Source organism: Streptomyces deserti, assembly GCF_054782695.1.
The window spans coordinates 43,550-70,279 of record NZ_BAAGRZ010000018.1; the positions used below are offsets into that span (position 1 = coordinate 43,550).

Here is a 26,730-nt window from a genome sequence, read left to right on the forward strand (position 1 = left end):
GGGAGTCACGCTGCGGGGGCCGTCAGCCCCGGCGGCCCAGGCCGCGGCCGTGCCACCGGTAATGGATCGTGCCGGACTTGTTGCCGCGCCACCAGTCCAGGTGCGCGTGGCCGCCGTTGCGGCACGGACCGCGCAGCTGGCACACGTAACCCCGCTGCCGCATCCGGTTGTAGTCGTTGCGACGCGCCCGGTAGGCGGCCCGGCGGCTGCCGAACCACTTGCTGCTCATGATCCGGCAGTTGTGGACCAGCGCCGGTGCCCCGTCGATCACGACGTAGTAGGTGTGCGTTCCGGCGACCGTGAGGTTCCGTACCTGCCGCACCGCCTGGTACCGCACCGTGCGGGTGACGACCGGTGTCGTACCACCGGGGGCCAGGAGCCGGTCCCCGGTGCGTACCTTGCCGGCGTCCACCCAGCCGCGGCCCTGGAGGTACAGGGGGTGCTCCGCGGTCGCGGTGAGGCGCTCGGTCCGGCCGTCGCCGTCGGAGTCGACGGTGAGGGTGACGAGGTCCTTGACACCGTCACCGGTGATGACGTCGCTCACCGGGGACACCGTGATCTCGCCGGTGACCTCGTCCGCCGCCAGGACACCGTCACCGATCTCGATCTCGCTGATCGGCTTGGTGGATCCGTCCGCCATCACGACCGGGGTGTCCGGCAGGAAGGAGTTCCGCCGGCAGGTGCGCGAGATGGTGCGCGCGGCGCGGATGGCCCGGTAGCCGCGGTAGGCGCGGTAGCCCCAGGCGGCCGCTCCGAGCCCCGGCACGAATCCGGCGGCGGTGAGCGCGATGTTCCACTTGTTGCGCCAGGCCCAGCGCTTGGCCCGCTTGAAGAACTTCTTGAAGCCCCACTTTCCGTCGAGGTCGAAGCAGTTCACGGGGTCGGCCGTGCAGTACTCGTAGGGGTTGGCGTTGCCGCCGTACTCGGGGTCAATAGACAGGAAGCGCCCGGTGGTGGGGTTGTACTGGCGGACACCCATGAGGGTGAGGCCGGCCACCGTCTCGCTGGAGCGCTGCTTGCCGCCGAGCCATCCGTAGCGGACCGCCTGCTGCCGGTCGCGGGGGTTGCCGTACTCGTCGGTGTCGAGGACGACCGGGGCCTCGCTCGCGTTCAGCGGCAGTTGGAGCGCGACGTCGCCGTGGATGTCGGTGAACTGCAGAACCGTGTCGCCGGTGGCGCTGGTGATCGCGCCGAGGTCTCCGGAGAGGGTGTCGACGTTGCGGGTCAGGGCGCCGGTGGCGGTGTTCTCCACGATCCAGCGGGGGTTGTCGCTGTCGCTGTCGTAGTGGTTGAGCTTGTTCTCGGTCGGCGACCATGTGCCGCCGTTGTCGGTCTCCACCGTCCAGGACCGGAACCGCAGGGCGGCGTCCAGCTGCCAGGTCTGGCGCTTGCCGTTCGCGGTCTGCTGACGGGCGAGGTCGTTGACGTAGTAGCCCACGGTCACGCCGCCGGGCAGGGTGGTGGTCCGGCCGAACGCGTCGTAGCCGTATCCGCTGTCGGTGACGCGGTCGGCGCTGTCGTAGGCCGAGCTGGTGGTGGTGCCTCCGGTGGTCGGGCAGTCCTGGCCGGGAGCCGAGGCCGCGGTGGTCAGGGACTTGCGGTTGCTGCGGTTGTCGAACGCGTAGGTGCGGCGGGTGCAGACGGTCTCCACCGTGTCCTCGACCGTGGTCAGGCGACCGGCGGCGTCGTAGCGGTAGGTCTGGTCGGACCAGCCGGCGTGGCCGGTGACCTGACCGTGCACGGATTCGGTGACCGCGTCGGACATGACGACGGTGCCGTCGCTGTCCCGGGTGTAGGTGCGGCCCGCGGGCGAGCCGGTGGTGTCCTCGCTGACGGTGAGGGTGTATCCGCCGGGCAGCTTCTCGGTGGCCACCGAGCCGTCCGCGTCGTAGGTGGCGGAGAAGGTGCCGGCGATCGAGTCGGTCGCCTTCGTGGCCAGGCCGCGCGGCTCGGCGGTGTGGTCGTAGGTGTAGGTGACGGTCGACGGGACGGTGTCGGTGACCGTGACCGGGCGGTTGAGCCGGTCGTACTCGGTCGTGGTCGTGGCGCCGTCGGCGTCGGTGTAGGAGACCAGGCGGCCGAGGGTGTCGTACTCCTTGGTGATCGTGCCGGCCGTCGGCGAACTGGTGGTGGTCTGTCGGCCCGTGACCTCGTCGTAGCCGAGGGTGGTGGCCGGCACGGCCTGTCCGGTGCCGCCGGTCACCGTCGTGGTGGTGGGGCGTCCGGCGCTGTCGTGGGCGGTGCTGGTGGTGCGGGTGACGCCGTTCGCGGTCTCGATCTCGGCGGTGGTGTTGCCCCAGGAGTCGTACTCGAACGTGGTCGTGGGCAGCTGGGTGGGGTTGCTGCCGCCGCCCGTGATGGCGCCGCCGGGGCCGGTGGAGCAGAGCAGGTCGGCCCATTCGGGGCGGCCCTGGCAGGCGCCGGTACCGGTGGCGGACCAGTAGGTGGTCACGCGGGTGCCGGCGTCGGTGCCGGTGGCGCCGGGCAGCAGCTCCTTGATGATGCGGCCCTGGGCGTCGTACTCCTTCGTGCCCGTGATCGCCAGGCCGCCGGGGTCCTGGACCGTCGTGGTCGGCAGGCCCTTGGCCCAGTCGTAGGCGGTCTGGGTGACCCGGGTCTCACCGTGGACGGTGGGGTGTTCCCGGATCTGGGCGCCGGTCGTGGCCTTGGTGACCTGGTCCTTGACCTTGGCGGTGCCGTCCGTCGGGCGTCCGGCGTCGTACTCGTTGACCGTCCAGCTGCGGGCGGTCACCGGGGAGCCCGCCGGGACCAGGGTGGTGGTGCCGGACTTCAGGTCCGCGGTGAGGTCGATCCGGCGCAGCGGGCCGAACTCCTCCAGCTCACGGGTGCCGGTGTCGCTGTAGACCGACTTGGTGGCCAGCAGGTCGGCCCGCTCGGCGCCGGTGAGCTGGGCGATGCCGAGATCGGCCTGGGTCGCCCTGTCCGCGGCGGTCAGGCCGAGCGCGACGGCCCGGTTGGCGGCGGTGAGCTCCCGGACGGTGTTGCCGAAGCGGTCGTACTCGGTGGTCGAGATGTGTCCGCCCGGGGTGGCGGAGTTGACCTCGCGGCCGGACACGCCCAGGTAGTGGATCTCGGCACGCGTGTAGGCGCCGCTGGTGAGTGCCGCACCGGCGTTCGACGACGGCACGGAGTCGGCCGGGAACACGGCGGTGGCGTCGGTCGGGGCGTCGGTCTGGCCCCAGGCCTTCACGTCCGACGCGCCCATCTTGTACGGGGCGTTGGTGCCGGTCAGCGGCACGTCGTAGACGACCGTGGTGGCGGCGGTGCCGTCGGCGGTGTCCTTGGTGCCCTGCTTGAGCGTCGGCCGGCTCGCCTTGAGCAGCATGCCCTCACCGGCGGTCGCGGCGGAGCCGGCCTTGCCGTAGGTGAAGGTCCAGGGCTGGTCGGTCGACGACCGGTGGGAGACGACCCGGCCAGCGCTGTCGTACTCGTACCGGGTCTGCGTGGACTGGGCCAGGCGGGGGTCCCACTGCTGGCGCAGCCGGCCCTGGGTGTCGTAGCGGTAGGTGGCCACGACGCGGGCGGAGGAGGTGGTGCCGCCCTTGCCGGTGGCGTAGAGGCGGATCTCCTTGACCTGTCCGGTGTAGTCACCGAGGGCGTCCGCCGTGGCGGTGGTGGAGGTGGCGTAGACGAACTCCAGCACCCGGCAGCCCTTGGTGGTCGGGTCCGTGGTGCAGGTCGCCGCGGACACGGCCGAGGTGGGGGCGATGATCCGCCGGGGACGGGCCAGCTTCTTGCCGTCCACCGTCACCGTCTCGGAGACCACGGTGGTGGTGGAGTTCGACAGTCCGTCCAGCAGTGTGCTGGAGACCTGCCAGGTCGTGGCGGCCGCGTCGGTCTTGGTGAACTCCGTGACCGTGCCGTCGGTGTCGGTGAGGGTGAAGCTGCCGCTGACGGCGCCCTTGAGGGTGAGGTCCTCGGCGCCGGGCTCGGGCACCCAGCCGGTCTTCGCCGCGTTGGCGGTGAAGTGGATGGCGTCGCCTTCCGCCGTCACGACGTCGACGGCCGTGTCGGAGACCCTGCGCAGGTGGCCGTAGTCGGACTCGGTCTGCTCCGCGGTTGTCCCGGCGACCCACTCCTTGCCGAAGATCGGGACCTGCCCCTCCTGCTTGGCGCCCTTGTCCGGGACGCGCGAGGAGGCGGTGCGGCTGACGGCCATGTCGTAGAAGGAGGCGTCCTCCTCGGTGAGGGAGAAGTCACCGGTGAGGAGGTTCACCGTGCCGGGGCCGACCTCCTCCGAGGCGGCGCCGTCGGCGTTGCGGTCGACGACGACGGTGAGCGGTTCGGTGCTGCCCGACGCCGCGTTGGGACCGGTGAAGTCGGCCTTGATCTGCACGGTCCCGTCGGGGTCGACGGTGCCGGCGGCGTTCCACACCAGTGCCGCGTTCGTGCCGTTGGTGAGGGCGACCGGCCACGCGGTGAGGGTGGTGCCGCCGGAGGTGACGTCCCCGACGGGGATCCTCACCCAGCCGTCCGCCTCGGAGCGGCGCCAGGAGAAGGAGACCTTGTCGTACTTGGCTGCGTCGGCCTCGGCGACCAGGGACAGCCGGCGTGCGGTGCGCTCGCCGTCGGAGGGCTGGACGAAGCCGCCGGGACCGGCGTGGAAGGTGTACTCGATCGCCTCGGACTTGTTGTCCGCCTTGTCCACGGCCCGTACCTGGAGGGTGTGGGTGCCGTTCTTCGGCGGGGTGATGGACAGCGCCTTGTCGGCGGAGGAACCGCCGGTGGCGGCCTTGGTCCAGGTCACCCCGTCCAGCGACCACTCCAGCCAGTTGTGGTCGGTACCGGACGGGGGCGTGACGGTGAAGGTGCCCGCCTGGCCCGCGCCCTTGACCCAGGCGGTCGAGGGGTAGTCGGTGGAGGTGATCTTTGTCGGGGCGGACGGGGCGCTGGTGTCGACGGTGAAGGTCTTCCACGCCGACCAGCCGGTGTTGTAGTGCGTGCCGTCGTACGGGCTGGTGCGGAACTTGTACGTCTTGCCGTTCGTCAGCACACCCGAGGGCACGGTGACCGAGGCGACCTGTCCGGAGGGCACGTACTTGGAGACGATGACGTCGCCGACCTGGGTGTTGGTGGCGTTGTCGTAGATCTGGAAGGTGCCGTTGACCTTGTCACCGTCGGCGTCGACGAAGGTGTCCCGCAGGGTGGGGGTGGTGGTGTTGACGACGTAGGCGCCGCCGTAGGAGAAGTACGGCGGGCCGGCCTCCTGCTTGGTGCCGGTGCGGGGCCGGTAGTTGTAGTTGACCACCAGCTTGGGCGGGTTGGAGGAGGCGTTGGCGGAGTTGACCCGCTTCCACTGCGCGACCACCGACTCGTCCGAGGCACGGATGCCCATGTGGCCGCGGGTGGCCTTGGCCGAGGCCCACTCCTGCACGAGGGTCGTCACGTCGGCGTTGATCCAGCCGTCCGGCTGGGTGGAGCATCCGGCGTTGCCCCGGGTCTCGGTGGAGGTGGCCTTCTTCGCCGTCATGGTCGGGCGGTTCGTCCACCGGCTGGAGGTGGACGCCGCGCCGGAGGACCACACCTCCCACGGGTGGAGCTTGCAGTCGGTGTTGCCCGAGTGGAAGTTCCACAGGCTCAGCTTGGCGCTGGACACCAACGCGTCCTGGACAGGCGTGGTGTTCCACGAGATGAACGACTGTGCGGTGCGCGGCGTGCCGTCCGCGTTCTTCGTGCCCGGGTTGCCGAAGTCGAGTTCGGTGTCGGTGGACCAGTCGACCGTCTCGCCCTGCTGGACGTAGGTGTCGAACACGTTCGACAGCGACGAGGTGGACGGGTCGACGGTGACCGGGTACTTGGTGTCCGGGTCGGCCAGGAACTTGGCGTCCGGGGTGACCACCAGGTCGACCGTGGAACCCCTCTGCACGGCCTTCAGGCCAACCCTGGCCTTGCGGGTGTGCTCCCCGGAGCGCTTGTCGACGGTGGCGTCCCACATCACCGGCGCGGGCATCACGGCCCGCTTCTTGTTCTTCCGGTCGGTGAACAGGACGCTGCCGTCCTTCAGTTGCTTCGCCTTCAGGCCCTTGGCCTTCAGCGGCAGCGTGTAGGTGTAGCCGTCCGTGGCGGGGCGCTGCTTGAGCTCCACGTACTGCTCGAAGCCGGTACGCGTGGCCTCCACGACCACGTCCGCGCCCGGCACGGCGTCGACGTACTCGGCGCGCGTGCCGTGCAGCTTCGGCTGCGGCAGCCCACCCTTCCACTGCAAGGTGATCCGCTGGTCGCCCTCGCCGAGCGTGACCAGGTCGGTGGCCTTCGCCTCCCGCGCTGCCCGCCAGGACTTCACCGGGCTCCCCACCCTGCCGGCCAGGCGCAGACCCTCCGGGTGGGCCTTGGGCTCGACTCCGCCGGCCACTTCCCGCAGCCGCACGTCGACGTTGGTCCACCGGCCGCCGTCGCCCTGGAACCGGACTGGTCCGGCGGCCATCTCGGTGGTGAGACTGCCGTCCTTGTTGACCCAGGTCACCGACGTCTCGGTACGCTCGCTCAGCGCCTCCACCCGGTGGCCGTACAGGCGGGCGGCGACCCGGGCCGAGGGTATGTCCGCGGCCTCGCGTACGCCGCTCTTCTTCGGTGGTGCGGCTTTCGCCTCCTGACGTTGCCCGGACAGGCCGAGTGCCACCGCGTCGCCCGTGTCGGCGACCAGCAGGGCGGCTTCGGCCGCCAGCAGCATGGCGGCGCCGAGCGCGAGGCGCGGCAGCACCGGTCTGCGGCGGTGAAAGGCAAGGACAGAGCCTTCCCACTCCGGCGGTGGGGGCGCGGGATGTCTCATCGGGCAGGTACCCCTTGCGAATCGATCGAAGGACACAGCCGCCCGATCGGATCATCTTCCCGATCACCAAAGAAGTGAGATCTTCACGAGTTCGCCGTACAACCTTTCGGTGTCCTGCGCCGTCGTACCCTTTCGGTGGAGTGTGTCGGGATACGGGCCTGATGGACGGGGCACCTGCGCCGACGGTGTGACCGGGGCACCGGAGTTGGGGGAAGCGACGCTGTGATACGCAGGGCACACCTGTCCCAGGCCAACGGGGTCGCGTTGGTCTCTCTGGCCCTCCTGGTCATCGGCTCGCTCGTCCTGCTGGCCGTGGAGCTGCTCGCCCAGCCCCTGAGCAAGGGGACGCTGATCACCGGGATCATCCTGCTGCTCCTGCTCCCGGCGGTCCTGCTCGGGCAGTACGCGCCTCCGCCCTACCGCCTGCCGCACCTGTGGCGTTGGGCCCTGCTCGGCCTGCAGGCGCTGATGACGTACCTTCCGGTCCTGGCCTTCGAACGCTCGTGGCTGAGCCTGCTGGGCTTTCTGGCCGGGGCCGTGCTGCTCACCGTGCCCCGCCCGGCGTCCGTGGTCATCGGGCTGGCGGTCACGGCCAGCGGTCCCGTCCTGGTCCACAGCAGTCTGGTGAGCACGCACCGCAGCGGTATGAGCGTGCTGGTGTCCACGCTGATCACCGCGAGCGCCGTGTACGCGGTGGTCCACCTGGCCCTGCTCGTCGCCCGTCTCCAGGCGTCGCAGGCCCAGGCGGCGCGCCTGGCCGAGTACCGGGAGCGGGCCCGCATGGCCCAGGACCTGCACGACCTGTTCGGATCCTCGCTCGTCTCCATCGCTGTGCAGAGCGAGAACGCACTGCGCGGCATGTCACCCTCCGCGCCGGGACACCAGGTGCTCAGCGAGATCGCGACACTGGCCCGGCGCGCCCACGCGGAGGTGCGGGGCATCGCCGCGGACCGGGTCTTCGCGCAGCTGCGCACGGAGCTCATGCACGCCCGGCGGGTGCTGGTGCAGGCCGGGATCGTCACCCGGGTCACGGTCGCGCCGCATCCTGAGATCCCGGGGCCGGTGAGCCACTGTCTGGTGGCCGTGCTGCGGGAGGGCATCGGCAATGTGCTGCAGCACAGCCGTGCGACGTGGTGCAGCGTCGAAGTGACGGTGCAGCAGTCGCAGGTCCGGCTGACCGTCGGCAACAACGGCGTCTCCACCGCGTCCGCGACCGCTCGGCACGGCAGTGGGCTGGCGAGCCTGAGATTACGGGCCCTGGCCCTGGGCGGCACGCTGGAGGTGCGGGCGGCACACGGCCGTTTCCTCCTGGTCGCCCGGCTCCCCCTAAATCCATCCGTGCCGCTCGGCGATGCGGATGGCGTCCACCAGAGTGCGGGCGTGTAGCTTCCCCACGGCGGACGACAGGCGATTGCGTACGGTGCCCACGCTGAGGAACAGGTCGCCGGCGATCGCGCGGGCATCGGCCCCGCTCGCGGCGAGCCTGAGCACTTCGGCCTCGCGCGGTGTCAGCGGGGTCACCGTTCCCCCCATCTCGACGAGTTCACGCGGCTCGATCACCCGCCCGCCGGCGGCGGCCGTGCGTACGGCGGCCGCGAGCTCCCTGGGCGAGATGCTTTTCAGAAGGTAGCCAGACACCCCTGACTCCACAGCGCGCCGCACATGGCCGGGCCGGTCCATGGCCGTGAGCATGACGGAACGGCAGGCCGGTGCCCGCTCGGCCAGCTCACGTGCCAGCGCCAGCCCGTCCATACCCGGCAGGTCGATGTCGAGCAGGGCGACATCCGGTGTCGCACGGTCGACGGCGGCCAGGGCTTCGGCCGCGTCGGCCGCCTGTGCCACGACCCGCATGCCGAACTCACCGTCGAGAAGGGCGACCAGACCCGCCCGGACCACTTGCATGTCTTCCACGACGAGGATCTTGATCATGAAGGGGATGCTCCCGTGCGCTGGGCGCGAGCGCGGTCACAAGGTGCGGAGGCCGCCGAGTGCGGCGGGAGCGGACCGGCCGATGCCGGCCCGCTCCCGGCCGTCAGGAGGGTCGTCAGAACAGTCGTCAGGACGCTCGTCAGGAGATGCGCACGGGATTGACGACGTCCGCGACCAGCACGAGCAGGGTGAAGCAGATGAAGATCCCGGCGACGACGTAGGCGACCGGCATGAGTTTCGCCACGTCGAACGGGCCCGGGTCCGGGCGGCGCAGCAGCTTGGCCGTGTTGCGGCGCAGCGACTCCCACAGGGCGCCCGCGATGTGGCCGCCGTCGAGCGGCAGCAGCGGGAGCATGTTGAACAGGAACAGGGAGAGGTTGAAGCCGGCGACCAGCATGATGAACATGGCCAGCTGCTGGGTCGCGGGGATGTCCAGCGTGGCGATCTCACCGCCGACGCGGGCGGCGCCGACCACGCCCATCGGGGAGTCGGCCTCGCGCGGGCCGTCGCCGAAGGCCGCGTCCCACAGGGCCGGGACCTTGCCGGGCAGGGCGGCGATGGAGTCGGCGGCCTCGCCGATCCGGTCGCCCATCCAGGTCACGGACTCGCCGAAGTCCTGTTTGACCACGCCGGTGGCGGCGCTGAAGCCGAGGAAGCCGGCGGTGACGTACTGGCCCTCGACGATCTGTCCGCCGGCGTCCTTCTTCGCGACCTGGTTGGTGGCGATCTTCGCGTGCAGGGTGACGTTCTCGCCCTTGCGGTCGACGACGATCGGCACCTCCTTGCCCGGGTTGGCGCGGATGAGGTCGGAGAGGTGGTTCCAGTCGTCGGTCCTGACGCCGTTGAAGGAGACGATCCTGTCGCCCGCCTTCAGGCCCGCCGCGGCGGCCGGGCTGGCCGGGTCGGACGCCTTGCAGTCGTCGCGGTTCTCGCTCTGGGCGATGACGCACTTGGAGACCGAGCTGACCGTGGTGGTCTGCTGGGTGATGCCGAAGCCCATCAGGACGGTGAGGAACAGCACCACCGCCAGGATCAGGTTCATGAACGGGCCCGCGAACATCACGATCACGCGCTTCCAGGGCGCGCGGGTGTAGAACAGGCGGGTCTCGTCGCCGGGCCGCAGTTCCTCGAAGGCGGCCGATCGCGCGTCCTCGATCATGCCGCGCCACGGCGACGTGGAGCGCTTCTCCAGCCGGCCGTCCGGGCCGGGCGGGAACATCCCGATCATGCGGATGTAGCCGCCGAACGGGATGGCCTTGATCCCGTACTCGGTCTCGCCCTTCTTGCGCGACCAGAGGGTCGGGCCGAAGCCGACCATGTACTGCGGCACGCGGATGCCGAACATCTTGGCGGTGGACAGGTGGCCCAGCTCGTGCCACGCGATGGAGAACAGCAGGCCGACCGCGAAGACGACTATGCCGAGGATGAACATCAGGGTCGTCATGCACGGGCCTCCGCCGTCTGTACCGCCAGTTCCCGGGCCCGCATCCGCGCCCAGGTCTCCGCTTCGAGGACGTCCGACACGGTCAGTGAGGTTCCCGCACGGGGAGTGCCGTGCTCCTCGACCACGCGCGTGACGGTGTCGATGATCCCGAGATATGGCAGCGCGCCCTGGCGGAACGCCTCCACGCACTCCTCGTTGGCCGCATTGAACACCGCCGGGGCGGTGCCCGCCAGCTCACCGACGTGCCGGGCGAGGTTCACCGAGGGGAACGCCTCGTTGTCGAGTGGGAAGAACTCCCAGGTCGACGCCTTGCTCCAGTCGAAGGTGGGCGCCGCGTCGGGGACGCGTTCGGGCCAGCCTAGGCCGATGGCGATGGGCCCGCGCATGTCGGGCGGGGTCGCCTGGGCCAGTGTCGATCCATCCGTGAACTCAACCATCGAGTGGACATACGACTGCGGGTGCACCACCACCTCAATGCGATCGAAGGGAATGTCGTACAGCAGGTGCGCCTCGATGACCTCCAGGCCCTTGTTGACGAGGGTCGCGGAGTTGATCGTGATGACCGGGCCCATGGCCCAGGTGGGGTGGGCGAGGGCGTCCTCGACGGTGACGTGGGCCAGCTCTTCCCTGGTGCGGCCGCGGAAGGGGCCGCCGGAGGCGGTGACGACCAGTTTGCGCACGTCCGCGCTGGTGCCGGCGGCCAGCGCCTGGAACAGGGCGGCGTGCTCGGAGTCGACCGGGATGATCTGCCCGGGCTTGGCGAGGGCCTTGACCAGCGGGCCGCCCACGATGAGCGACTCCTTGTTGGCGAGCGCGAGGGTGCGGCCCGCCTCCAGGGCGGCCAGGGTCGGGGCGAGTCCGATGGAGCCGGTGATGCCGTTCAGGACGGTGTGGCAGTCGGACGCGGCCAGCTGCGTGGCCGCGTCCGGGCCGGCCAGGATCTCGGGGAGCGGCTCCCCCGCCCCGTACTGCGCGGAGAGCGCCTCGTGCAGTGCCGGTACGACGTCCTCGCGGGCGACGGCCACGGTCCGCACCCGCAGCCGGTACGCCTGCTCGGCGAGGAGGGCGACCCGGCCGCCGTTGGCGGACAGGCCGGTGACCCGGAACCGGTCGGGGTTGCGCAGGACCAGGTCGATGGCCTGCGTGCCGATCGACCCGGTCGAGCCGAGGATCACCACGTCCTTGGGGCCGTCTCCCGCCAGGGGGTCGTACACGAGGTGTGGGTCGGCGAGGGCGCGGGCCGGAAGCCCCGTCGTCCGCCCGGAGGGCGGGCCCTGCGGCGTCAGGTGCGTGCTCTCGGCGTGCCGGGCCCTGGCCCACGTACTGGACGTACTTGGGTCAGGGCCCGGTGCGCCGAGAGTGCGTGCATGGCGTCGCAGGGCAGACGGGGCTTCCGGCCCGCGCCCTGAGGGGGCTGGAGAGTCGCTCATTCCTCCATTGTGGCCGCACCGGGGCACTGCGAGGACAGCGCGTCCCTCTCCCGGGGGCGCGCGCCGCATGAGCTCGCGCCCCCGGGGGCCGGGGTCACCGGACCGGCCGGTGCACGTTCTCCCGCCGGGACGGGCCGGGTGTCGCGTCCGCGATCCAGGCGCCCTCTCCGGACGGGTCGATGACGCCCTGCTCCAGCCACTCGTACGTGCCGGACAGCACACCCTTGACGACCGTGCGGTCGAGGTCGTCGGTGTTGGTCCACAGGCGGTTGAAGAGCTCCTCGACGCGGATGCGGGCCTGGCGGCAGAAGATGTCGGCGAGTTGGTAGGCCTCGCGGCCGTGGTCGCCCTGGCCGCGCAGGAGTTCGGCACGGACGCAGGCCGCGCTCATCGCGAAGAGCTCGGCGCCGATGTCGACGATCCGGCCGAGGAAGCCCTGCTTGGTCTCCATCCGGCCCTGCCAGCGGGACATGCCGTAGAAGGTGGAGCGGGCGAGCTTGCGGGCGGTGCGTTCGACGTAGCGCAGGTGCGGGGACAGGTCCACTTCGTGCTTGAACTCGCTGAAGGAGTTCGGGAGTTGGCCGGGTCCCGCGACCAGTTTCGGCAGCCACTTGGCGTAGAAGGCGCCCGCGTTCGCGCCCGCCTTCGCCTTGTCGGAGAGGGACTTGTCGGGGTCGATGAGGTCGCCCGCGACCGACAGGTGGGCGTCGACGGCCTCGCGGGCGATCAGCAGGTGCATGATCTCCGTGGAGCCCTCGAAGATGCGGTTGATGCGCAGGTCGCGCAGGATCTGCTCGGCGGGCACCGCCCGCTCGCCGCGGGCCCGCAGGGACTCGGCGGTCTCGAAGCCGCGGCCGCCGCGGATCTGGACCAGTTCGTCGGCGATCTTCCAGGCCATCTCGGAGGCGTACAGCTTGGCGAGCGCGCCCTCGATGCGGATGTCGTTGCGGTCCTCGTCGGCCATCTGGGAGGACAGCGTGGACACGGCCTCCAGGGCGAAGGTGGTGGCCGCGATGAAGGAGATCTTCGACCCGACCGCCTCGTGGTGGGCGATCGGCTTGCCCCACTGCTCGCGCGCGGCCGACCACTCGCGGGCGATCTTCAGGCACCACTTGCCGGCCGCGACGCAGGACGCGGGCAGGGAGAGCCGTCCGGTGTTGAGCGTGGTCAGCGCGATCTTCAGGCCCTGGCCCTCCGCGCCGATGCGGTTGGCGGCGGGGACGCGGACCTGGTGGAAGCGGGTGACGCCGTTCTCGATGCCGCGCAGGCCCATGAAGGCGTTGCGGTTCTCCACGGTGATGCCGGGCGAGTTGGTCTCCACGACGAACGCCGTGATGCCGCCCTTGTGGCCCTCGCTCTTCGGAACCCGGGCCATGACCACCAGCAGATCGGCGACCACGCCGTTGGTGGTCCACAGCTTCACCCCGTCGAGGACGTAGTCGTCGCCGTCCGGGACCGCGGTCATGGCGAGGCGGGCGGGGTCGGACCCGACGTCGGGCTCGGTCAGCAGGAAGGCGCTGATGTCGGTGCGGGCGCAGCGCGGCAGGAACCGCTCCTTCTGCTCCGGTGTGCCGAACAGCTTCAGCGGCTGCGGCACGCCGATCGACTGGTGGGCGGACAGCAGCACGCCGATCGCCGGGCTGGCCGAGCCGGCCAGGGTGAGCGCCTTGTTGTAGTAGACGTGCTTCAGGCCGAGCCCGCCGTACTTGGTGTCGATCTTCATGCCGAGCGCGCCGAGTTCCTTGAGCCCGTTGATCACCTCGTCGGGGATGCGGGCCTCGCGCTCGATGAGGGCGCCGTCGACCTTCGTCTCGCAGAAGTCGCGGAGCTTGGCGAGGAACTCCTCGCCGCGCTGGGCGTCCTCGTCGGCCGGCAGCGGGTGGGGGTGGATGAGGTCCAGCCGGAAGCGCCCGAGGAACAGTTCCTTGGCGAAGCTGGGCTTGCGCCAGTCCTGCTCCCGGGCGGCCTCGGCGACCTGGCGGGCCTCACGTTCGGTGACGGTGGGTCGGGATGGAGACGCGGGTACTGCGGACATGAGGCTCACCTCGCCGCGAATCGGGACGTGTAGGGGTGTACGCCTCACAAGATCGTCTTGCGTGATCTTGCGGGCGTACGCTACTGACCGGTGCTACTCGATCGTATGTACCCGATTCCGGGCGCCCCCACCACCCTTCGTGCGGCCGTTCAGCCGATGGTGACGGAGTACGCCCTGGTGTCCAGGCGGCCCGAACCCTTGAAGACCTCGGTGCCGGACTCGATGCCGGAGACGTACTTGTCGTCGCTGAGCGGCTTGCGCCGGACGAGGGCCTGGGTGAAGTCGTCGAGGTTGAGCGCGGCCTTCGTGCCGAGCGGGCCGGCGCCGCCCTGGCGGTTGAGCAAGCGGGGGCGGCGGTATTGCATCGGAGGCCCTTCCGGGGGGACGGTTCGGGTAGGTCCTCCCAGTGGCCGCCGCCCGCCCGGGAGGTTGCCGCGCACCCGCGGGAAACACCGGTCGAGTGTCCGTCGAAGGAAAGCTGTCGAAGCGCTTCGACAACCTATGGACACCCACTCCCGCTAGAGCTACTGTCGAACCACCCTCACACCCCGTTATCAGCAACGCGCACTGTCGAAGCGCTTCACAAAGCTTGGAGAGCTGGATGGTCACCCTCGCCGAGGTCGCCCAGCACGCCGGAGTCTCGGCGAGCACGGTGAGCTATGTCCTCAGCGGCAAGCGGTCCATCTCCGCGACCACCCGGCAGCGGGTCGAGCGGAGCATCCGCGAGCTCGGGTACCACCCGAACGCCGGGGCCCGCGCCCTGGCCAGCAGCAGGTCGAACATCATCGCGCTGATGATCCCGCTGCGCACGGACATGTACGTGCCGGTGATGATGGAGATCGCCATCGCGGTGGCCACCACGGCCCGCACCCATGGGTACGACGTGCTGCTGCTCACCGGCGAGGAGGGTCCCGACGCGGTGCGCCGGGTCACCGGCAGCGGGCTCGCCGACGGGATGATCCTGATGGACGTCGAACTCGACGACGAGCGACTGCCGTTGCTGCGGGCGACGGACCAGCCGGCGGTGCTGATCGGTCTGCCCACCGACACGACCGGCCTGACCTGTGTCGATCTCGACTTCAAGGCGACGGGCGCGCTGTGCGTGGAGCATCTGGCGAAGCTGGGGCACCGCGACATCGCGGTCATCGGCGAGGCGCCCGCGGTCTACGAGCGGCACACCGGCTTCGCCGAGCGGACCCTCGACGGGCTCAGGTCCCGTTCCAGGGAGCTGGGGGTGGGGGTGCTGCACCGGCCGTGCGAGGGCGGGTACGACGCGATGGCCGTGACGCTCGCCCGGGTCCTCGACGAACGCCCCGACACCACGGGGTTCGTCGTACAGAACGAGTCGGCGGTCGAGCCGCTGCTCGCCCTGCTGCGGCAGCAGGGCCGGGCCGTGCCGGAGGACGTGTCGGTGGTCGCGATCTGCCCCGACCAGGTCGCCACGCAGGCCTCGGTGCGGCTGACGTCGGTCGCCATCCCCGCGCAGGAGATGGGCCGGCACGCCGTGGAACACCTGGTCGCCAAGTTCGACGGGCGCGGAAAGGACGAGGTCGTGCTGCTCGCGCCCGAGCTGACCGTGCGGGCGAGCACGGGGCCGGCGCCCAGCCGGTCGTAGCCCCTCGCACGCGCACGACACTTCGCAAGCCGTTCGCCCCACGAGGGCACCCCCCTGTCTGCACTCCCTTCAGGAGCACCCCACGTGACTCAGCCTGCCGAAAACCTGCCTCCGCACGGCGCTGTCAGCCTCGCGCAGTCCTCCCCGACCGTCGGCACGTTCCGCGAGCGGGACGGCGCGCTGGAGTGGAGCGGCCGCCAGGAGACCGTACGGATCGAGCCGTGGGGACCGGACGCGGTCCGGGTCCGGGCCCGGCTCGGCGGTCCGATCCTTCAAGGCCTGCCCGGGGCGCTGCTCGACACGGCCCCGTCGACGTCGTCGACGGTGAAGATCGAGGACGGGCGGGGGCAGGTGACCGTCGGCGCGCTCACCGTCGAGGTCGACGCGGAGGGCCTCATCCGGTTCACGCGCACCGGCGACGGCGGCGAACTGCTGGCCGAGGAGCGCGCCCACTTCTGGTGGCCGGGCTCGCGCCTGTACACGGCGGTCGGCAACGGCTACCACCGCCTGGAGCAGCGCTTCGCCGCCTACGACGACGAGAAGCTGTACGGCCTGGGCCAGCACCAGCACGGCCGCCTCGACCAGAAGGGCCTGGTCCTGGACCTGGTGCAGCGCAACGCCGAGGTCGGCATCCCGGTGCTCACCTCCAGCCGGGGCTACACCCTGCTGTGGAACAACCCGGCGATCGGCCGTGTGGAGCTGGCGCACAACGGCACCCGCTGGGTCGCCGACTCGGCCCGCCAGATCGACTACTGGATCACCGCGGGCGCCCCCGCCGAGGCCCAGCGCCGCTACAGCGCGGTCACCGGCCGTACGCCGATGCTGCCCGCGTGGGCGGCCGGCTTCTGGCAGTGCAAGCTGCGCTACCGCACGCAGGACGAACTCCTCGCCGTGGCGCGGGAGTACAAGCGCCGCGGGCTGCCCATCGACGTCATCGTCTGCGACTTCTTCCACTGGACGCACCTGGGCGAGTGGAAGTTCGACCCGAAGGAGTGGCCGGACCCGGCGGCGATGGCGCGCGAGCTGGACGAGCTCGGCATCAAGCTCGTCGTCTCCGTGTGGCCGTCGGTGTCCCCGCTGTCCGAGAACCACCCGGTGATGGAGCAGCGCGGCTACTTCATCGGCTCCCAGTACGGCCCGATGGCGCACGCCGACTGGCCCGACAAGGAGGTCGCCTCCACGGTCCAGGTGGCGTTCTACGACGCCACCAACCCGGACGCCCGCGAGTTCGTGTGGTCGAAGGTCAAGGAGAACTACCTCGATCCGTACGGCATCACGGCGTTCTGGCTGGACGCCTGCGAGCCGGAGCTGAAGCCGGGCTTCCAGGAGAACCTGCGCTACTGGGCGGGCCCGGGCCTGGAGGTCGGCAACCTCTACCCGGCCGAGAACGCCCGCACGTTCTACGAGGGCCTGCGCGCCTCCGGCGAGGAGGAGATCGTCACCCTCAACCGCTCGGCGTGGGCGGGCAGTCAGCGCTACGGCGCCGCCCTGTGGTCCGGTGACATCGGCACCGACTTCCCGACCCTGCGCCGCCAGATCGCGGCCGGCCTCAACACGGCTTTGTCCGGCATCCCCTGGTGGAACACCGACATCGGCGGCTTCCACGGCGGCGACCCGGACGACCCGGCCTACCGCGAGGTCATGGTCCGCTGGTTCCAGTTCGGCGCCCTGTCCCCGCTGATGCGCCTGCACGGCTTCCGCGACCCGGGCATGCCGCTGGGCCCGGAGATGACCGGCGGCCCGAACGAGGTGTGGTCGTACGGTGAGGAGGCCGGCGCGATCCTGGAGAAGTACCTGCGGCTGCGTGAGCGCCTGAAGCCGTATGTCCTGGACGTGATGCGCGCGGCCCACGAGGACGGGCTGCCGGTCATGCGGCCGCTGTTCCTGGAGTTCCCGGAGGACCAGGCGACCTGGTCGGTCGACGACGCCTACCTCTTCGGCCCGGACCTGCTCGTCGCGCCGGTGCTGACCGCGGGCGCCACCGTCCGCACGGCGTATCTGCCGGCGGGCGCGACCTGGACGGACGCGTGGACGGGTGAGACGTACGAGGGTGGCCGGACCGTGACGGTCGACGCGCCGCTGGACCGCATCCCGCTGTTCCTGCGGGACGGGGCGGAGCTCCCGATCGCGCGGTGAGGACGCGCGAGGGGGGCCGGTCCCTTCCGGGACCGGCCCCTTTCGCCGTGCCGCGGCTCAGCGTGCGGCGGCTCAGCTGCTGCTGACGGTGAGGTTGTTGGTGCGGAAGTCCAGACCGCCGGACGACGAGGTGATCTCGTAGCCGAACTGCACGTCACCGATGGTCTCGTTGCCCATCCAGCGCTTGGTGTCCTTGATCCACTTGAGGATCGGCAGGATGTTGACGGTGCCGGAGCTGGAGTCGGACGTGCACAGGAACGAGAAGACCTCGTTCGCGCCGTTGTTGCCCTTGTAGACGTTCCAGGTGTGGCCGCCGAGCGTGACGGTGCCCTGCGAGGTGCCGAGCGGGCCGACGGCTCCGTTGTAGTTCACCCAGAGCATGATCTCGTAGTCGTAGTCGGTGTCCCAGATGTCGTACGACGTGTTGTACGCGCCGGACGACGGGACCGTGACGTTGTAGCTGCTGGTGAGCGAGCCGAGTGAGGTGATCGTCTTGTTGATCACCTTCTTGGAGTTGGGGTAGGACTTGATGCCGCCGGTGTTGGGGTGGTTGGCCCACACGCCCCAGTTGGTGCCGGAGTTGGCCCAGATGCACTGGCTGCCGGCGCCGGAGCCCCAGATGTTGTTGTAGAGCGTGTAGCCGTTCAGGCTGGTGTTGCCCCACTGGTCGCAGGAGTTCCAGACGGCGGCGGAGGCGGGGGCGGCGGCGAGGCCGATGGTGGCGCCGAGCGCCAGGGCGGGGGCCAGCAGGACCTTGGTGATCCTGCGCGTCGTGCGTGATGCCATGGTGTCCCTTCCATGGGTGGGGGGAATTGCGGGGGAGTCACCACGCCCTCAGGGTGAGGACGTGGTCTTCTCCGGCGACCAGGTCGAGGGGTTCGGCGCCGGAGGAAGTCCTGAGTTCGATGCGGAGCGTGCGGCCGGGGAGCAGGACGGCGGTCACTTCGCCGTCCGGGCCCCAGGTGAGGTCGAGTTCGGCCCCGAACCGCGTCCGCACACCCCGCAGCCGGCCCTGCCGGTACGCCGTCGGCAGCGCGGGCAGCAGGACCGGCCGGTCCGGGGTCGACTGCACGAGCGTCTCGATCAGCACGGCGGGCAGGGTGTGGGCGGCGTCGGCGTTGTAGACGTCGCGGTTCGGGTAGTGCGCGCTCATCAGGGAGGCGTGGAAGAAGTCGCCGTCGAGGACCTGCCCGAGGGCGTGGGCGACGCGGTCGCCGTCCCTGAGCCGGGCCGCGACGAGGGCGTGGTGGAGGTGGCCGTGCGCGGAGTCGTTCTCGGCGCCGCGCAGTTCGAGGGCGCGGTGGGCGGCGGCGGCGAGCTCGGGGGTGTCGTAGGGGGTGATCTCGTCCAGCGGCCAGACGCCGTAGAGGTGGCTGAGGTGCCGGTGGTCGTAGGAATCCTCCAGGCCGGGCCAGGCCCACTCCGCCAGAGCTCCGTCCTGGTTGATCCGGTGGGGTGGGAGGCGGTCGGCGAGGGCGCGCCAGCGGTCGGCGTCCGGGGTGTCCGGGTGGTACTCGGCCGCCGTACGCAGGGCGTGGCGGGCCGCCGAGAGGTCCATCGCCGCGTTGATGGTGCCCCAGCCGGCGTTCGCCGGCCGGTTCTCGGGCGAGTAGGAGGGGACGACGACGAGGTGGCCGTCGGCGTCGGTGCGGGTGAGGAAGTCCTCGTAGAACAGGGCGACTTCGGCCAGCGCGGCGGCGGTGCGCGGATCGCGTTCGCCGCGTGTGTCGTCGTGGTCGACGAGCGGCTTGAGCAGCCAGTCGGCGCCGGCGGTCCACAGGTGCTGGGGGTATTCGCGGGCGAAGTGGTACGTGAGTCCGGACTCGCCGTCGGTGTGCGTGGGGGCGACGACACCACGGGCGCCGAAGATGGCGCGGGCGTTGTCACGCCAATCCGGAAGCTGGCGGTCGATCAACGACGCGAGCGACTCCGTCACTTCGGGGAGCGCGGCGGCGGCCGCGGACGCGCTCTGGAGGTTGAGGTTGGCGTTGGTGGTGAACGCGCCGGACCATGCGGTGTTCCAGTCGCCGGTCCACAGCCCGGTCAGGCGGGGCGGATTGAGGCCGCTCGCGGACAGCAGGTGGTACCGGCCGGCCGCGAAGAGCCGCTCCAGCAGGGCGGCGCTGCGCGTCCGCTTGAGCAGCTCCGAGCCGGGCAGGGCGCGTTCGTCCGGGTCGGCGGCGAGGTCGAGGGTGACGCGCCGGTAGGCGGTGCGGTGCAGGGCGAGGTGGCGGTCGAGGAGGTCGTCGTACGAGGTGCCGTCCAGCAGGTCGCGCAGGGCGCGGCCCTCCCCGACCACGTCCAGTTCGCCGGTGTGCCGCCGCACCCGGGTGAGGAGCAGCAGGGACCGGGCCTGCTCGATGTGCACGCCCGGGGGCGCGAGCGTCGCCGTGCCGCCCGTGACGGCGGCCAGGGTGACCCCGGTGTACGCGCGGTCGCTGCCCGGGTAGCGGGCGCGCAGGCTCAGCAGGGCGCCCTCGGGGGTGAGGACGGCGCCGTGCCCGACGGCCAGCCCGGCGGGGGCGCCGGGGAGCCGGTGGTCCAGGGCGACGTCGAGGGTGAGGCCCGGGCCGGTGACGTGCTGGACGATCACGTCGTCGGCGCGGGAGACGAAGACGCGGCTGGTCCAGCCCGCGCAGGCCGCCTGCACGACTCCTGTGGTGAAGTCGACGGACCGGCGGTAGTCGCGTGGGTCGCCGGAGGGCCGGTGCAGCCGGATCTGGAAGGCGGGGTGGAAGGGCTGCACCCACAGCGTCGGGCGGCCGTCGGTGAAGCCCTCGGCGGCGGTCGGGTCACCGTCGAGCAACCGGTCCTGGAGGGCCGGGAGTTCGGCGGCGAGCTGAGGCGGCCGGGCGTGTTCGGAGCCGTTGGGCCGGACGAGCGTGTGGTGCGTGACAATGACACGGTCGGCGTTCGGATCACCGAACACAAGGGTGCCGTGGTGGCCGTTGCCGCTCAGGAAGGCGTCCTCCCAGCGGGCGGCCGGGCGCGGCTCCCAGGTGCCGTGGGCGGGTCCTTTGGTCATGGCCGCAGCACCGCCACCCCGTAGCGGCCGAGGGTGACCCGGTCCGTGACGGCCGTCTCCGCCAGCAGGTCGCGGTGCGTACCGGGGACGTCGACGGTCACCGGCTCGCGCCCGTGATTGAGCAGGAACAGCAGGTCACCGCGCCGGACGGCCTCGACCTGGTCCGGGAGGCCGGCGAGTACCGGGCGCACACCGGCGTCGGCGGCGATCCGGGCGAGCAGCTCGCGCAGCGCCTCCGGCTCGGGGAGGGTGGAGACGTACCAGGCGCGGTCCTTGCGCAGGACGGCGGGCAGTCCGTCCAGTTCACCGCCCTTGTACGGGATCGTCTCGTCCTCGGTGCCGTCGGTCTCGAGCTCCTCCGACCACAGGGTGCCGCGAAAACCCCCTCGGGGTCCCTCGCACTCGACGGTCTCCCCCGCGTCCAGCGGCCACCACTCGTGCAGCGTGCGGATGCCGAACGCCGCGCGCAGGCGGGCGTCCATACCGCCGGGCCGCACCCGGTCGTCCTCGTCGGCGACACCGGTGAGGAAGCCGGAGACGAGGGTGCCGCCCTGCCGTACGTACGTGAGGAGGTTCTCGATCGCCGCCTCGGTGAGCAGGTACAGCTGCGGCACGACGACCAGCCGGTACGCGGACAGGTCGTGCTCGGGGTGGGCGAAGTCGGTGGTGAGGTGGGCCTGCCACAGGGCGCGGTGCCAGGCGCGCAGGACGTCCGGGTGGTCGACCTCGGTGGACAGCCGGCCGTCCTGGGCGCCGGCCCACCAGGCGTGCCAGTCGTGCAGGACGGCGACGTCGGCCGTGCTGTGCCGGCCCGTCACGTGGGGGCTCAGTCGGGCCAGGTCCGCGCCGAGCTGCTTGACCTCCTGGTAGGTACGGCCCTGTTCCCCCGCGTGGCTGACCATGCCGGAGTGGAACTTCTCGGCGCCCTGCCGGGACTGGCGCCACTGGAAGTAGCAGATCGCGTCGGCGCCCCGGGCCACCGCCTGCAGGGACCACAGGCGGTTCAGGCCGCGCGGCTTGGGGTGGTTCACGCCCCGCCAGTTGACCGGTCCGGCCGCCTGCTCCATGAGCATCCAGGGGCCGCGCGCCTGGGAGCGGGTCATGTCCTGAACGAGGGCGCCCTGTTGCGCGCCGAGAGGGTCACGGGGGTCGGGATAGAGGTCGACGGAGACGACGTCCTCCTCCTGCACCCACCGCCAGGCGTCCTGCCCGATCCACAGCGGCATGAAGTTGGTGGTGACCGCAAGGTGCGGGGTGTGGCGGCGCACGATGTCGCGCTCGGCGACGTAGCACTCCAGGAGCATGTCCGAGGTGAAGCGCCGGAAGTCCAGGACCTGGGCGGGGTTGCGCATGTAGTGGGGCAGGCGGGGCGGCAGGATGCCGTCCCAGGTGTCGTAGCCCTGGCTCCAGAAGGCGGTGCCCCAGGCGGTGTTGAGGGCGTCGAGCGTGCCGTACCTCTCCCGCAGCCAGCGGCGGAAGGCGGCCGCCGCCTCGTCGCCGTAGTCGAAGGTGCAGTACTCGTTGTTGATGTGCCACATCGTCAGGGCCGGGTGGCCGCCGTAGCGGGCGGCCAGGTCCTCGGTGATGGCGGCGGCGTAGCGGCGGTAGGTGGCGCTGGAGTGCGAGAAGTGCTGGCGGCCGCCCCACCACTCGGTGCGGCCGTCCTCGGTGCGGGGCAGGGTGTCGGGGTGCAGCCGGCCCATCCAGGGGGGCGGTGCGGAGGTGGGGGTGGCCAGGACGACGCCGATGCCGTGGTCGTGCATCAGGTCCATCAGCGTGTCCAGCCAGCCGAACTCCCTGGCGCCCGGCTCGGGTTCGAGCTTCGACCAGGAGAAGACACCGAGGGTGACGGAGTTGACGCCGGCGTCCTTCATCAGGCGGACGTCCTCGTGCCAGACCTCCTCGGGCCACTGCTCGGGGTTGTAGTCGCCGCCGTAGAGGACGCGGCCCCGGGTGGCGTCGCTCAGCAGTGGCATCAGACGGGCTCCCCGTACTGGATGCCGCGCCCGTTGGTGGCGAGGTACACGCGGCCGTACACGCGCGGGTCACCGGTGATCGTCTCGCCGATCCAGCCCCACTGGTGCTGGTCGTCGTTGATCCGCACCCAGGTCTTCGCCTCGTCGTCGGAGCGGTAGACGGCGGTGATGTCCTGCGTCGAGCCGACCTGGTAGACCGCCGGGTAGGAGGCGCCGTCGGCGGCCTTGCCGAAGCCGAGGCAGTGCGAGGCCCTGCAGCTGGTGATCTTGGTGAAGGCCGCGCCGCCGTCGGTGGAGCGGTACAGGCCGTTCCATTTGACGCTCAGCCACAGATCGCCGGATCGGCCCGGCGCCGCGACCAGCTTGAACTGGCTGTCCCCGGAGGGCAGCCCGGTCGCCCGGGCGGTGAAGGTGAGGCCACCGTCAGTGCTGGCGAAGAGCGTTCCCGTGTCGGTGTCGTACGCGTAGAAGCGCGTCGGGTCGGCCGGGTCGGCGACCGGTGTGGCGCCCTTCGGGAAGGAGGCGACCTCGGACCAGGTAGCGCCGTTGTCCGCCGAGCGGTGGGCGGCGTACTTGGTGCCGTCCCAGTGCACGAAGGACCACAGCAGCACACTGCCGTCGGCGTTGGTGGCGATCGGCCCCGGTGCGCTCTTGGCGATGTCGGGCTGGGTCTTGAAGGGCGTCCAGGTCCGGCCTCCGTCGTTCGAGCCGGCGCCGTTGCCGTGGTCGCCCCAGCCGCTGCGGACGACGTACGACGGCCTGTCCGCGGCCTGCGCGAGGCCCGTCGCCGTCCCGAACACCGGGTTGGTCGCCATGCCGCGCGACGGGGACGCCGTGAGCCGCTCGTGGTACATGACGCCGATGTCCCCGAGTCCGCTGATCAGGTGCGCCTCGCCGGCCGGCGGCGAGATCAGCTGGCGCACGGAGGTCTCCTCCAGGCCGCGGATCTGCGGGGCCCAGTTCCTCAGGTCCCGGGTGCCGTAGAGGGTCGCGCCGGTGCCGTAGACGACGTGCCGGGAGTCGTACGGGTCGAGCGCGAGCGCCTGGATCCACCAGCCGAACTTGGGCTTGTCGCCGCCCCAGTTGAGGTACGGGGTCTCGGAGACGTCGAAGACGGCCGTGTCCTTCAGCGACGTCCAGGTGCGGCCGCCGTCGGTGGAGCGGAACACGGTGTCGACGGCCGCCCAGCGGTTGTTGGTGGAGACCACGAGCGTGCCCGGGCGGCGGGCGTCGACGGCGACACCGCCGTAGCCGAAGGTGTCGGCGGACCCGTCGGCGGTGGTGCCGCCCGGCTTCACGGGCGTGACCTCGGTCCACTTGCCGTCCGTGGTGCGCAGCTTGTGCACGCTGCCGTCGGACTGGCCGTTGGGCCCGGGCGCGTTGGCGTACGTCACGTACAGCTCGCGGGTGTACCGGTCGTACGCGGCGCGGATCGGCACCTTGGCGGCGGTGCCGGAGGGCCGGCCGGGGACGGCCTGCCAGGTGGTGCCGTCGGTGGTTCGGTAGAGGTTCGCGGAGGTGCCGTCGGAGTCGCCCCAGCCGGCGTACACGGCCCGGCCGGCGGCGACGAGGAGGGTGATGCCCTGGCCGGTCGCGCTCGGGGTGGCCGGGAAGCTCACCGCCTTCCACGTGGCGCCCCGGTCGGTCGACTTGAGCAGCCCGTCGTGCCGGGTGCCCAGCCACAGCGTGTCGCTGTCGCGCGGGTCGACGAGCAGCCGCTCGCCCGTGCCCCGGCCGTCCTCGTTGGCGCCGAGCTTCACGGTGAGGTCGGTGCGCTGCCAGGTGGCGCCACGGTCCTCGGACCGCAGCACGGCACCGTTGCCCGCCCAGGACTGGGTGTAGGTGCCGAGGGCGAGGTAGAGCCGGTTCGGGTGGGCGGGGTCGACGGCCATCGCCTCGACCCCGAGCAGGTTCCAGTCGTCCCAGCCGAGATGGTCGGTCAGCGGGGTCCAGCGGCCGAGGCGGTCCTCCCAGCGGTAGGCGCCGCCGATGTCGGTCCGGGCGTAGGCGAGGCCGCGGACCGAGGGGTGGAACAGCACGCCGGTGATGAATCCGGTGCCGCCGATGACGACGTTGCGCCAGCGGTAGGCCGGGGCCTGTGCCGCGCCTTCGGCGGCCCGCGCGCGCCCGGGGAGGAAGGGAACGGTGGTGAGCGCGGCGGCGGCCGCGGTCCCGGCCAGGACGGTTCGCCTGCTGAGGGGGGACGTGGGCATGACATACCTCGTTCTGTGCGGCTCGGGGGATCCCGGAGAAGGCGGAGGGAGAGGCTTGGGGCCGCCGCGGCCGACCGCTGGACAGGAGCAGGTCGGCCGCGGCGGGATCAGGGGCCGGGCGGTGGGCGGGTCAGCCCTTGACCGCGCCCGTGAGCATGCCCTTCCTGAAGTGCTTCTGGACGAAGGGCGACAGCACGGCAACCGGCAGCAGAGCCATCACCATGACCGCCATCTGCACCGCCAGCCCCGACAACTGCCCGGTCTTGATGGCCTGGCCCAGCCCGACCGGGGCCTCCTGCTTCTGCACGAGCTGGATCATGACGTTCTGCAGCGGCATCATGTCCTGGTCGTTCAGGTAGATCGACGCGTTGAACCAGGCGCTCCAGTAGCCGACGGCGTAGAACAGCGTGATCACGGCGAGCACCGCACGCGACAGCGGCATGACGATCTGCCAGAGGATGCGTAGGTCCCCGGCGCCGTCGATGCGCGCGCTGTCGATGAGTTCCTGCGAGACCCCCATGAAGAAGCCGCGCAGCACCAGGATGTTGAAGACGCTCACCGCGCTCGGCAGGATCAGCGCGAGATAGGTGTCCGTCAGGCCGAGGGACTGCACCAGCAGGTAGGTGGGGATGAGGCCGGCGCTGAAGAACATGGTCGCCAGCAGGGTCATCAGGATCCAGCGGTGACCGAGGGACCCGCTGCGGGACAGGCCGTAGGCGCACAGGACGGACACCGTCATCGAGAACAGCGTGCCGACCAGGGTGACGAGGACGCTGATGATCGTGGCGCGGGTGACCTGGCCGCCACTGAGCAGTTCCTTGTAGGCGATGAAGGTGATGCCTTTGGGCACCAGCACCAGGCCGCCCGCCTCGTCGATGGTCTTCCGCGAGGAGAGGCTGGTGACGACAACGATCCACAGCGGGAAGAGGATCGCCAGGCAGGCGAACGACAAGGCGATGCCCTTGCCCGCGAGACCGGCCTTCGAGGGCTTCTCCTCCCACGCCGGGCGAGGCGGGGCCTGCCACCAGCGGGGGGCCTTCTGCTGCGGAGCCGGTTCGGTGTCCGGGTGCGGCTCCAGCATCATGGACGTCATTTCTTGTACACCCCCTGCTCGCCCATGAGATGGGCCACCTTGTTCGCGGCGAGGACCAGGCCGATGCTGACCACGCCCTTGATCAGACCGGCGGCGGCCGCGTAGCTGAAGTCCTGGTTGCGCACGCCGTTCCACCACACGAAGGTGTCGAGGACCTCCCCCGCGCCCGGTCCGACGCCGTCACGTTGCAGCAGGATCTGCTCGAACCCGACGGTCAGGGCGTCGCCGACGCGCAGCACGAGGAGGAGGGCGATCACCGGGCGCAGGGCGGGAAGCGTGACGTGCCACATGCGGCGCCAGCGTCCGGCGCCGTCCATCGCGGCGGCCTCGTACAGGTCCGGGCTGACCGACGCCAGGGCGGCGAGGAAGACGATGATCCCCCACCCGGCGTCCTTCCACACGCTCTGCGCGGTGAGGAGGAAGGGGAAGGTGTCCGGGTTGGTCATGATGTCGATGCCGTCGTACCCGTTCTGCCGCAGCAGCTGGGAGAGCATCCCCGCGCCGCCGAACATCTGCTGGAAGACGGCGATGACCAGCACCCACGAGAAGAAGTGCGGCAAGTAGAGAACCGCCTGCGCGACGGCCCGCACCCGGGGCCGGACCACGCTGTTGATGAGCAGCGCCAGCAGGATCGGGATCGGGAAGAACAGCACGAGCTGGACGAAGAACAGCACCAGCGTGTTCTCGACGGCATTCCAGAAAGCCGAGTCCTCGAAGATGCGCTGGAAGTTCTCCAGGCCCACGAAGGGGCTGTTCAGAATCGAGACGATGCCGTTGTCGCTGATGTAGGGGTCGTAGTCCTGGAAGGCGACGACGTTGCCGAGGATGGGCAGGTAGTTGAAGACCAGCACCAGCAGGACGGCCGGCAACGTCATGAGGATCAGGACGCGGTCGCGTCGAAACCTGTGCCCAAGGCTCAGCTTGCCCGCAAGTGGCTTCTCCCGGGAACCGGTGGCGTCACCGGACGCCACCGGTGTCTTCTCGGTTCCGGCCTCGGCGCTGCTCCGAGGCACCGTGCTGTGGGACACGGCTGTTCTCCTTGCC

The 26,730-nt window shown here is 70.9% G+C and carries 15 protein-coding genes; 3 read left to right on the forward strand and 12 right to left on the reverse strand.

Annotated elements, in window-relative coordinates:
* Nucleotides 1-22: 22 nt before the first annotated feature.
* Nucleotides 23-6,691: a polymorphic toxin-type HINT domain-containing protein gene (locus ACYVMZ_RS26050; protein WP_461083852.1), complete on the reverse strand. Its 6,669-nt coding sequence runs from the start codon at nt 6,689-6,691 to the stop codon at nt 23-25.
* Between the two features lie 321 nt (nt 6,692-7,012).
* On the opposite strand from ACYVMZ_RS26050, the gene ACYVMZ_RS26055 reads away from it, so the two are divergent.
* Nucleotides 7,013-8,176, forward strand: coding sequence for a sensor histidine kinase (locus ACYVMZ_RS26055; RefSeq protein WP_461083697.1), 1,164 nt, complete (start codon nt 7,013-7,015; stop codon nt 8,174-8,176).
* Here ACYVMZ_RS26055 and ACYVMZ_RS26060 read toward each other — a convergent pair.
* From ACYVMZ_RS26060 to ACYVMZ_RS26080, 5 genes are all read right to left on the reverse strand, one after another.
* Nucleotides 8,117-8,719 (reverse strand): response regulator transcription factor, encoded by a 603-nt coding sequence (locus ACYVMZ_RS26060; RefSeq protein ID WP_461083699.1) that lies wholly within the window; start codon nt 8,717-8,719, stop codon nt 8,117-8,119. The two genes, ACYVMZ_RS26055 and ACYVMZ_RS26060, sit on opposite strands and share 60 nt — an antisense overlap.
* Nucleotides 8,720-8,858: 139 nt before the next feature.
* Complete coding sequence (locus ACYVMZ_RS26065) at nt 8,859-10,151, reverse strand: M50 family metallopeptidase (protein ID WP_461083854.1); 1,293 nt, start codon at nt 10,149-10,151, stop codon at nt 8,859-8,861.
* An 8-nt stretch (nt 10,152-10,159) separates the two neighbouring features.
* A complete protein-coding gene (dxr, locus tag ACYVMZ_RS26070) occupies nt 10,160-11,377 on the reverse strand; it encodes a 1-deoxy-D-xylulose-5-phosphate reductoisomerase (RefSeq protein WP_461083701.1) in 1,218 nt (405 codons plus the stop codon).
* Nucleotides 11,378-11,687: 310 nt separating this feature from the next.
* The gene (locus tag ACYVMZ_RS26075; protein WP_461083703.1) at nt 11,688-13,628 is read right to left on the reverse strand and encodes an acyl-CoA dehydrogenase family protein; all 1,941 of its coding nucleotides are present in this window, start codon (nt 13,626-13,628) and stop codon (nt 11,688-11,690) included.
* Nucleotides 13,629-13,777: 149 nt separating this feature from the next.
* Nucleotides 13,778-13,993 carry a hypothetical protein gene (locus ACYVMZ_RS26080; protein ID WP_461083705.1) on the reverse strand — a complete coding sequence of 72 codons (216 nt, stop codon included), beginning with the start codon at nt 13,991-13,993 and terminating at the stop codon, nt 13,778-13,780.
* Between the two features lie 236 nt (nt 13,994-14,229).
* Here ACYVMZ_RS26080 and ACYVMZ_RS26085 point away from each other — a divergent pair, with 236 nt between their 5' ends.
* On the forward strand, nt 14,230-15,243 hold the full coding sequence (locus ACYVMZ_RS26085) for a LacI family DNA-binding transcriptional regulator (RefSeq protein WP_461083707.1): 1,014 nt from the start codon (nt 14,230-14,232) through the stop codon (nt 15,241-15,243).
* Nucleotides 15,244-15,327: 84 nt separating this feature from the next.
* The gene (locus ACYVMZ_RS26090; protein ID WP_461083709.1) at nt 15,328-17,379 is read left to right on the forward strand and encodes a glycoside hydrolase family 31 protein; all 2,052 of its coding nucleotides are present in this window, start codon (nt 15,328-15,330) and stop codon (nt 17,377-17,379) included.
* 72 nt (nt 17,380-17,451) lie between these two features.
* On the opposite strand, the gene ACYVMZ_RS26095 is transcribed toward ACYVMZ_RS26090, so the two are convergent.
* The 6 genes from ACYVMZ_RS26095 to ACYVMZ_RS26120 form a co-directional block, all read right to left on the reverse strand.
* Nucleotides 17,452-18,165 carry a glycoside hydrolase family 12 protein gene (locus ACYVMZ_RS26095; RefSeq protein WP_461083711.1) on the reverse strand — a complete coding sequence of 238 codons (714 nt, stop codon included), beginning with the start codon at nt 18,163-18,165 and terminating at the stop codon, nt 17,452-17,454.
* 37 nt (nt 18,166-18,202) lie between these two features.
* Nucleotides 18,203-20,404 (reverse strand): glycosyl hydrolase family 95 catalytic domain-containing protein, encoded by a 2,202-nt coding sequence (locus ACYVMZ_RS26100; RefSeq protein WP_461083713.1) that lies wholly within the window; start codon nt 20,402-20,404, stop codon nt 18,203-18,205.
* Complete coding sequence (locus tag ACYVMZ_RS26105; protein ID WP_461083715.1) at nt 20,401-22,380, reverse strand: beta-galactosidase; 1,980 nt, start codon at nt 22,378-22,380, stop codon at nt 20,401-20,403. The genes ACYVMZ_RS26100 and ACYVMZ_RS26105 overlap by 4 nt, the downstream gene beginning before the upstream one ends.
* A complete protein-coding gene (locus tag ACYVMZ_RS26110; RefSeq protein ID WP_461083717.1) occupies nt 22,380-24,593 on the reverse strand; it encodes a WD40/YVTN/BNR-like repeat-containing protein in 2,214 nt (737 codons plus the stop codon). The genes ACYVMZ_RS26105 and ACYVMZ_RS26110 overlap by 1 nt, the downstream gene beginning before the upstream one ends.
* A gap of 130 nt (nt 24,594-24,723) precedes the next feature.
* Complete coding sequence (locus ACYVMZ_RS26115) at nt 24,724-25,677, reverse strand: carbohydrate ABC transporter permease (RefSeq protein ID WP_461083856.1); 954 nt, start codon at nt 25,675-25,677, stop codon at nt 24,724-24,726.
* Between the two features lie 5 nt (nt 25,678-25,682).
* The gene (locus ACYVMZ_RS26120; protein WP_461083719.1) at nt 25,683-26,714 is read right to left on the reverse strand and encodes an ABC transporter permease; all 1,032 of its coding nucleotides are present in this window, start codon (nt 26,712-26,714) and stop codon (nt 25,683-25,685) included.
* Nucleotides 26,715-26,730 lie beyond the last annotated feature (16 nt).

Coding starts and splice junctions, on each gene's coding strand:
- ACYVMZ_RS26050 (WP_461083852.1), bottom strand. CDS start 6,691: ATGCTGCTGGCGGCCGAAGCCGCCCTGCTGGTCGCCGACACGGGCGAC.
- ACYVMZ_RS26060 (WP_461083699.1), bottom strand. CDS start 8,719: ATGATCAAGATCCTCGTCGTGGAAGACATGCAAGTGGTCCGGGCGGGT.
- ACYVMZ_RS26065 (WP_461083854.1), bottom strand. CDS start 10,151: ATGTTCATCCTCGGCATAGTCGTCTTCGCGGTCGGCCTGCTGTTCTCC.
- ACYVMZ_RS26075 (WP_461083703.1), bottom strand. CDS start 13,628: ATGTCCGCAGTACCCGCGTCTCCATCCCGACCCACCGTCACCGAACGT.
- ACYVMZ_RS26080 (WP_461083705.1), bottom strand. CDS start 13,993: ATGCAATACCGCCGCCCCCGCTTGCTCAACCGCCAGGGCGGCGCCGGC.
- ACYVMZ_RS26085 (WP_461083707.1), top strand. CDS start 14,230: ATGGTCACCCTCGCCGAGGTCGCCCAGCACGCCGGAGTCTCGGCGAGC.
- ACYVMZ_RS26095 (WP_461083711.1), bottom strand. CDS start 18,165: ATGGCATCACGCACGACGCGCAGGATCACCAAGGTCCTGCTGGCCCCC.
- ACYVMZ_RS26100 (WP_461083713.1), bottom strand. CDS start 20,404: ATGACCAAAGGACCCGCCCACGGCACCTGGGAGCCGCGCCCGGCCGCC.
- ACYVMZ_RS26105 (WP_461083715.1), bottom strand. CDS start 22,380: ATGCCACTGCTGAGCGACGCCACCCGGGGCCGCGTCCTCTACGGCGGC.
- ACYVMZ_RS26110 (WP_461083717.1), bottom strand. CDS start 24,593: ATGCCCACGTCCCCCCTCAGCAGGCGAACCGTCCTGGCCGGGACCGCG.
- ACYVMZ_RS26115 (WP_461083856.1), bottom strand. CDS start 25,677: ATGATGCTGGAGCCGCACCCGGACACCGAACCGGCTCCGCAGCAGAAG.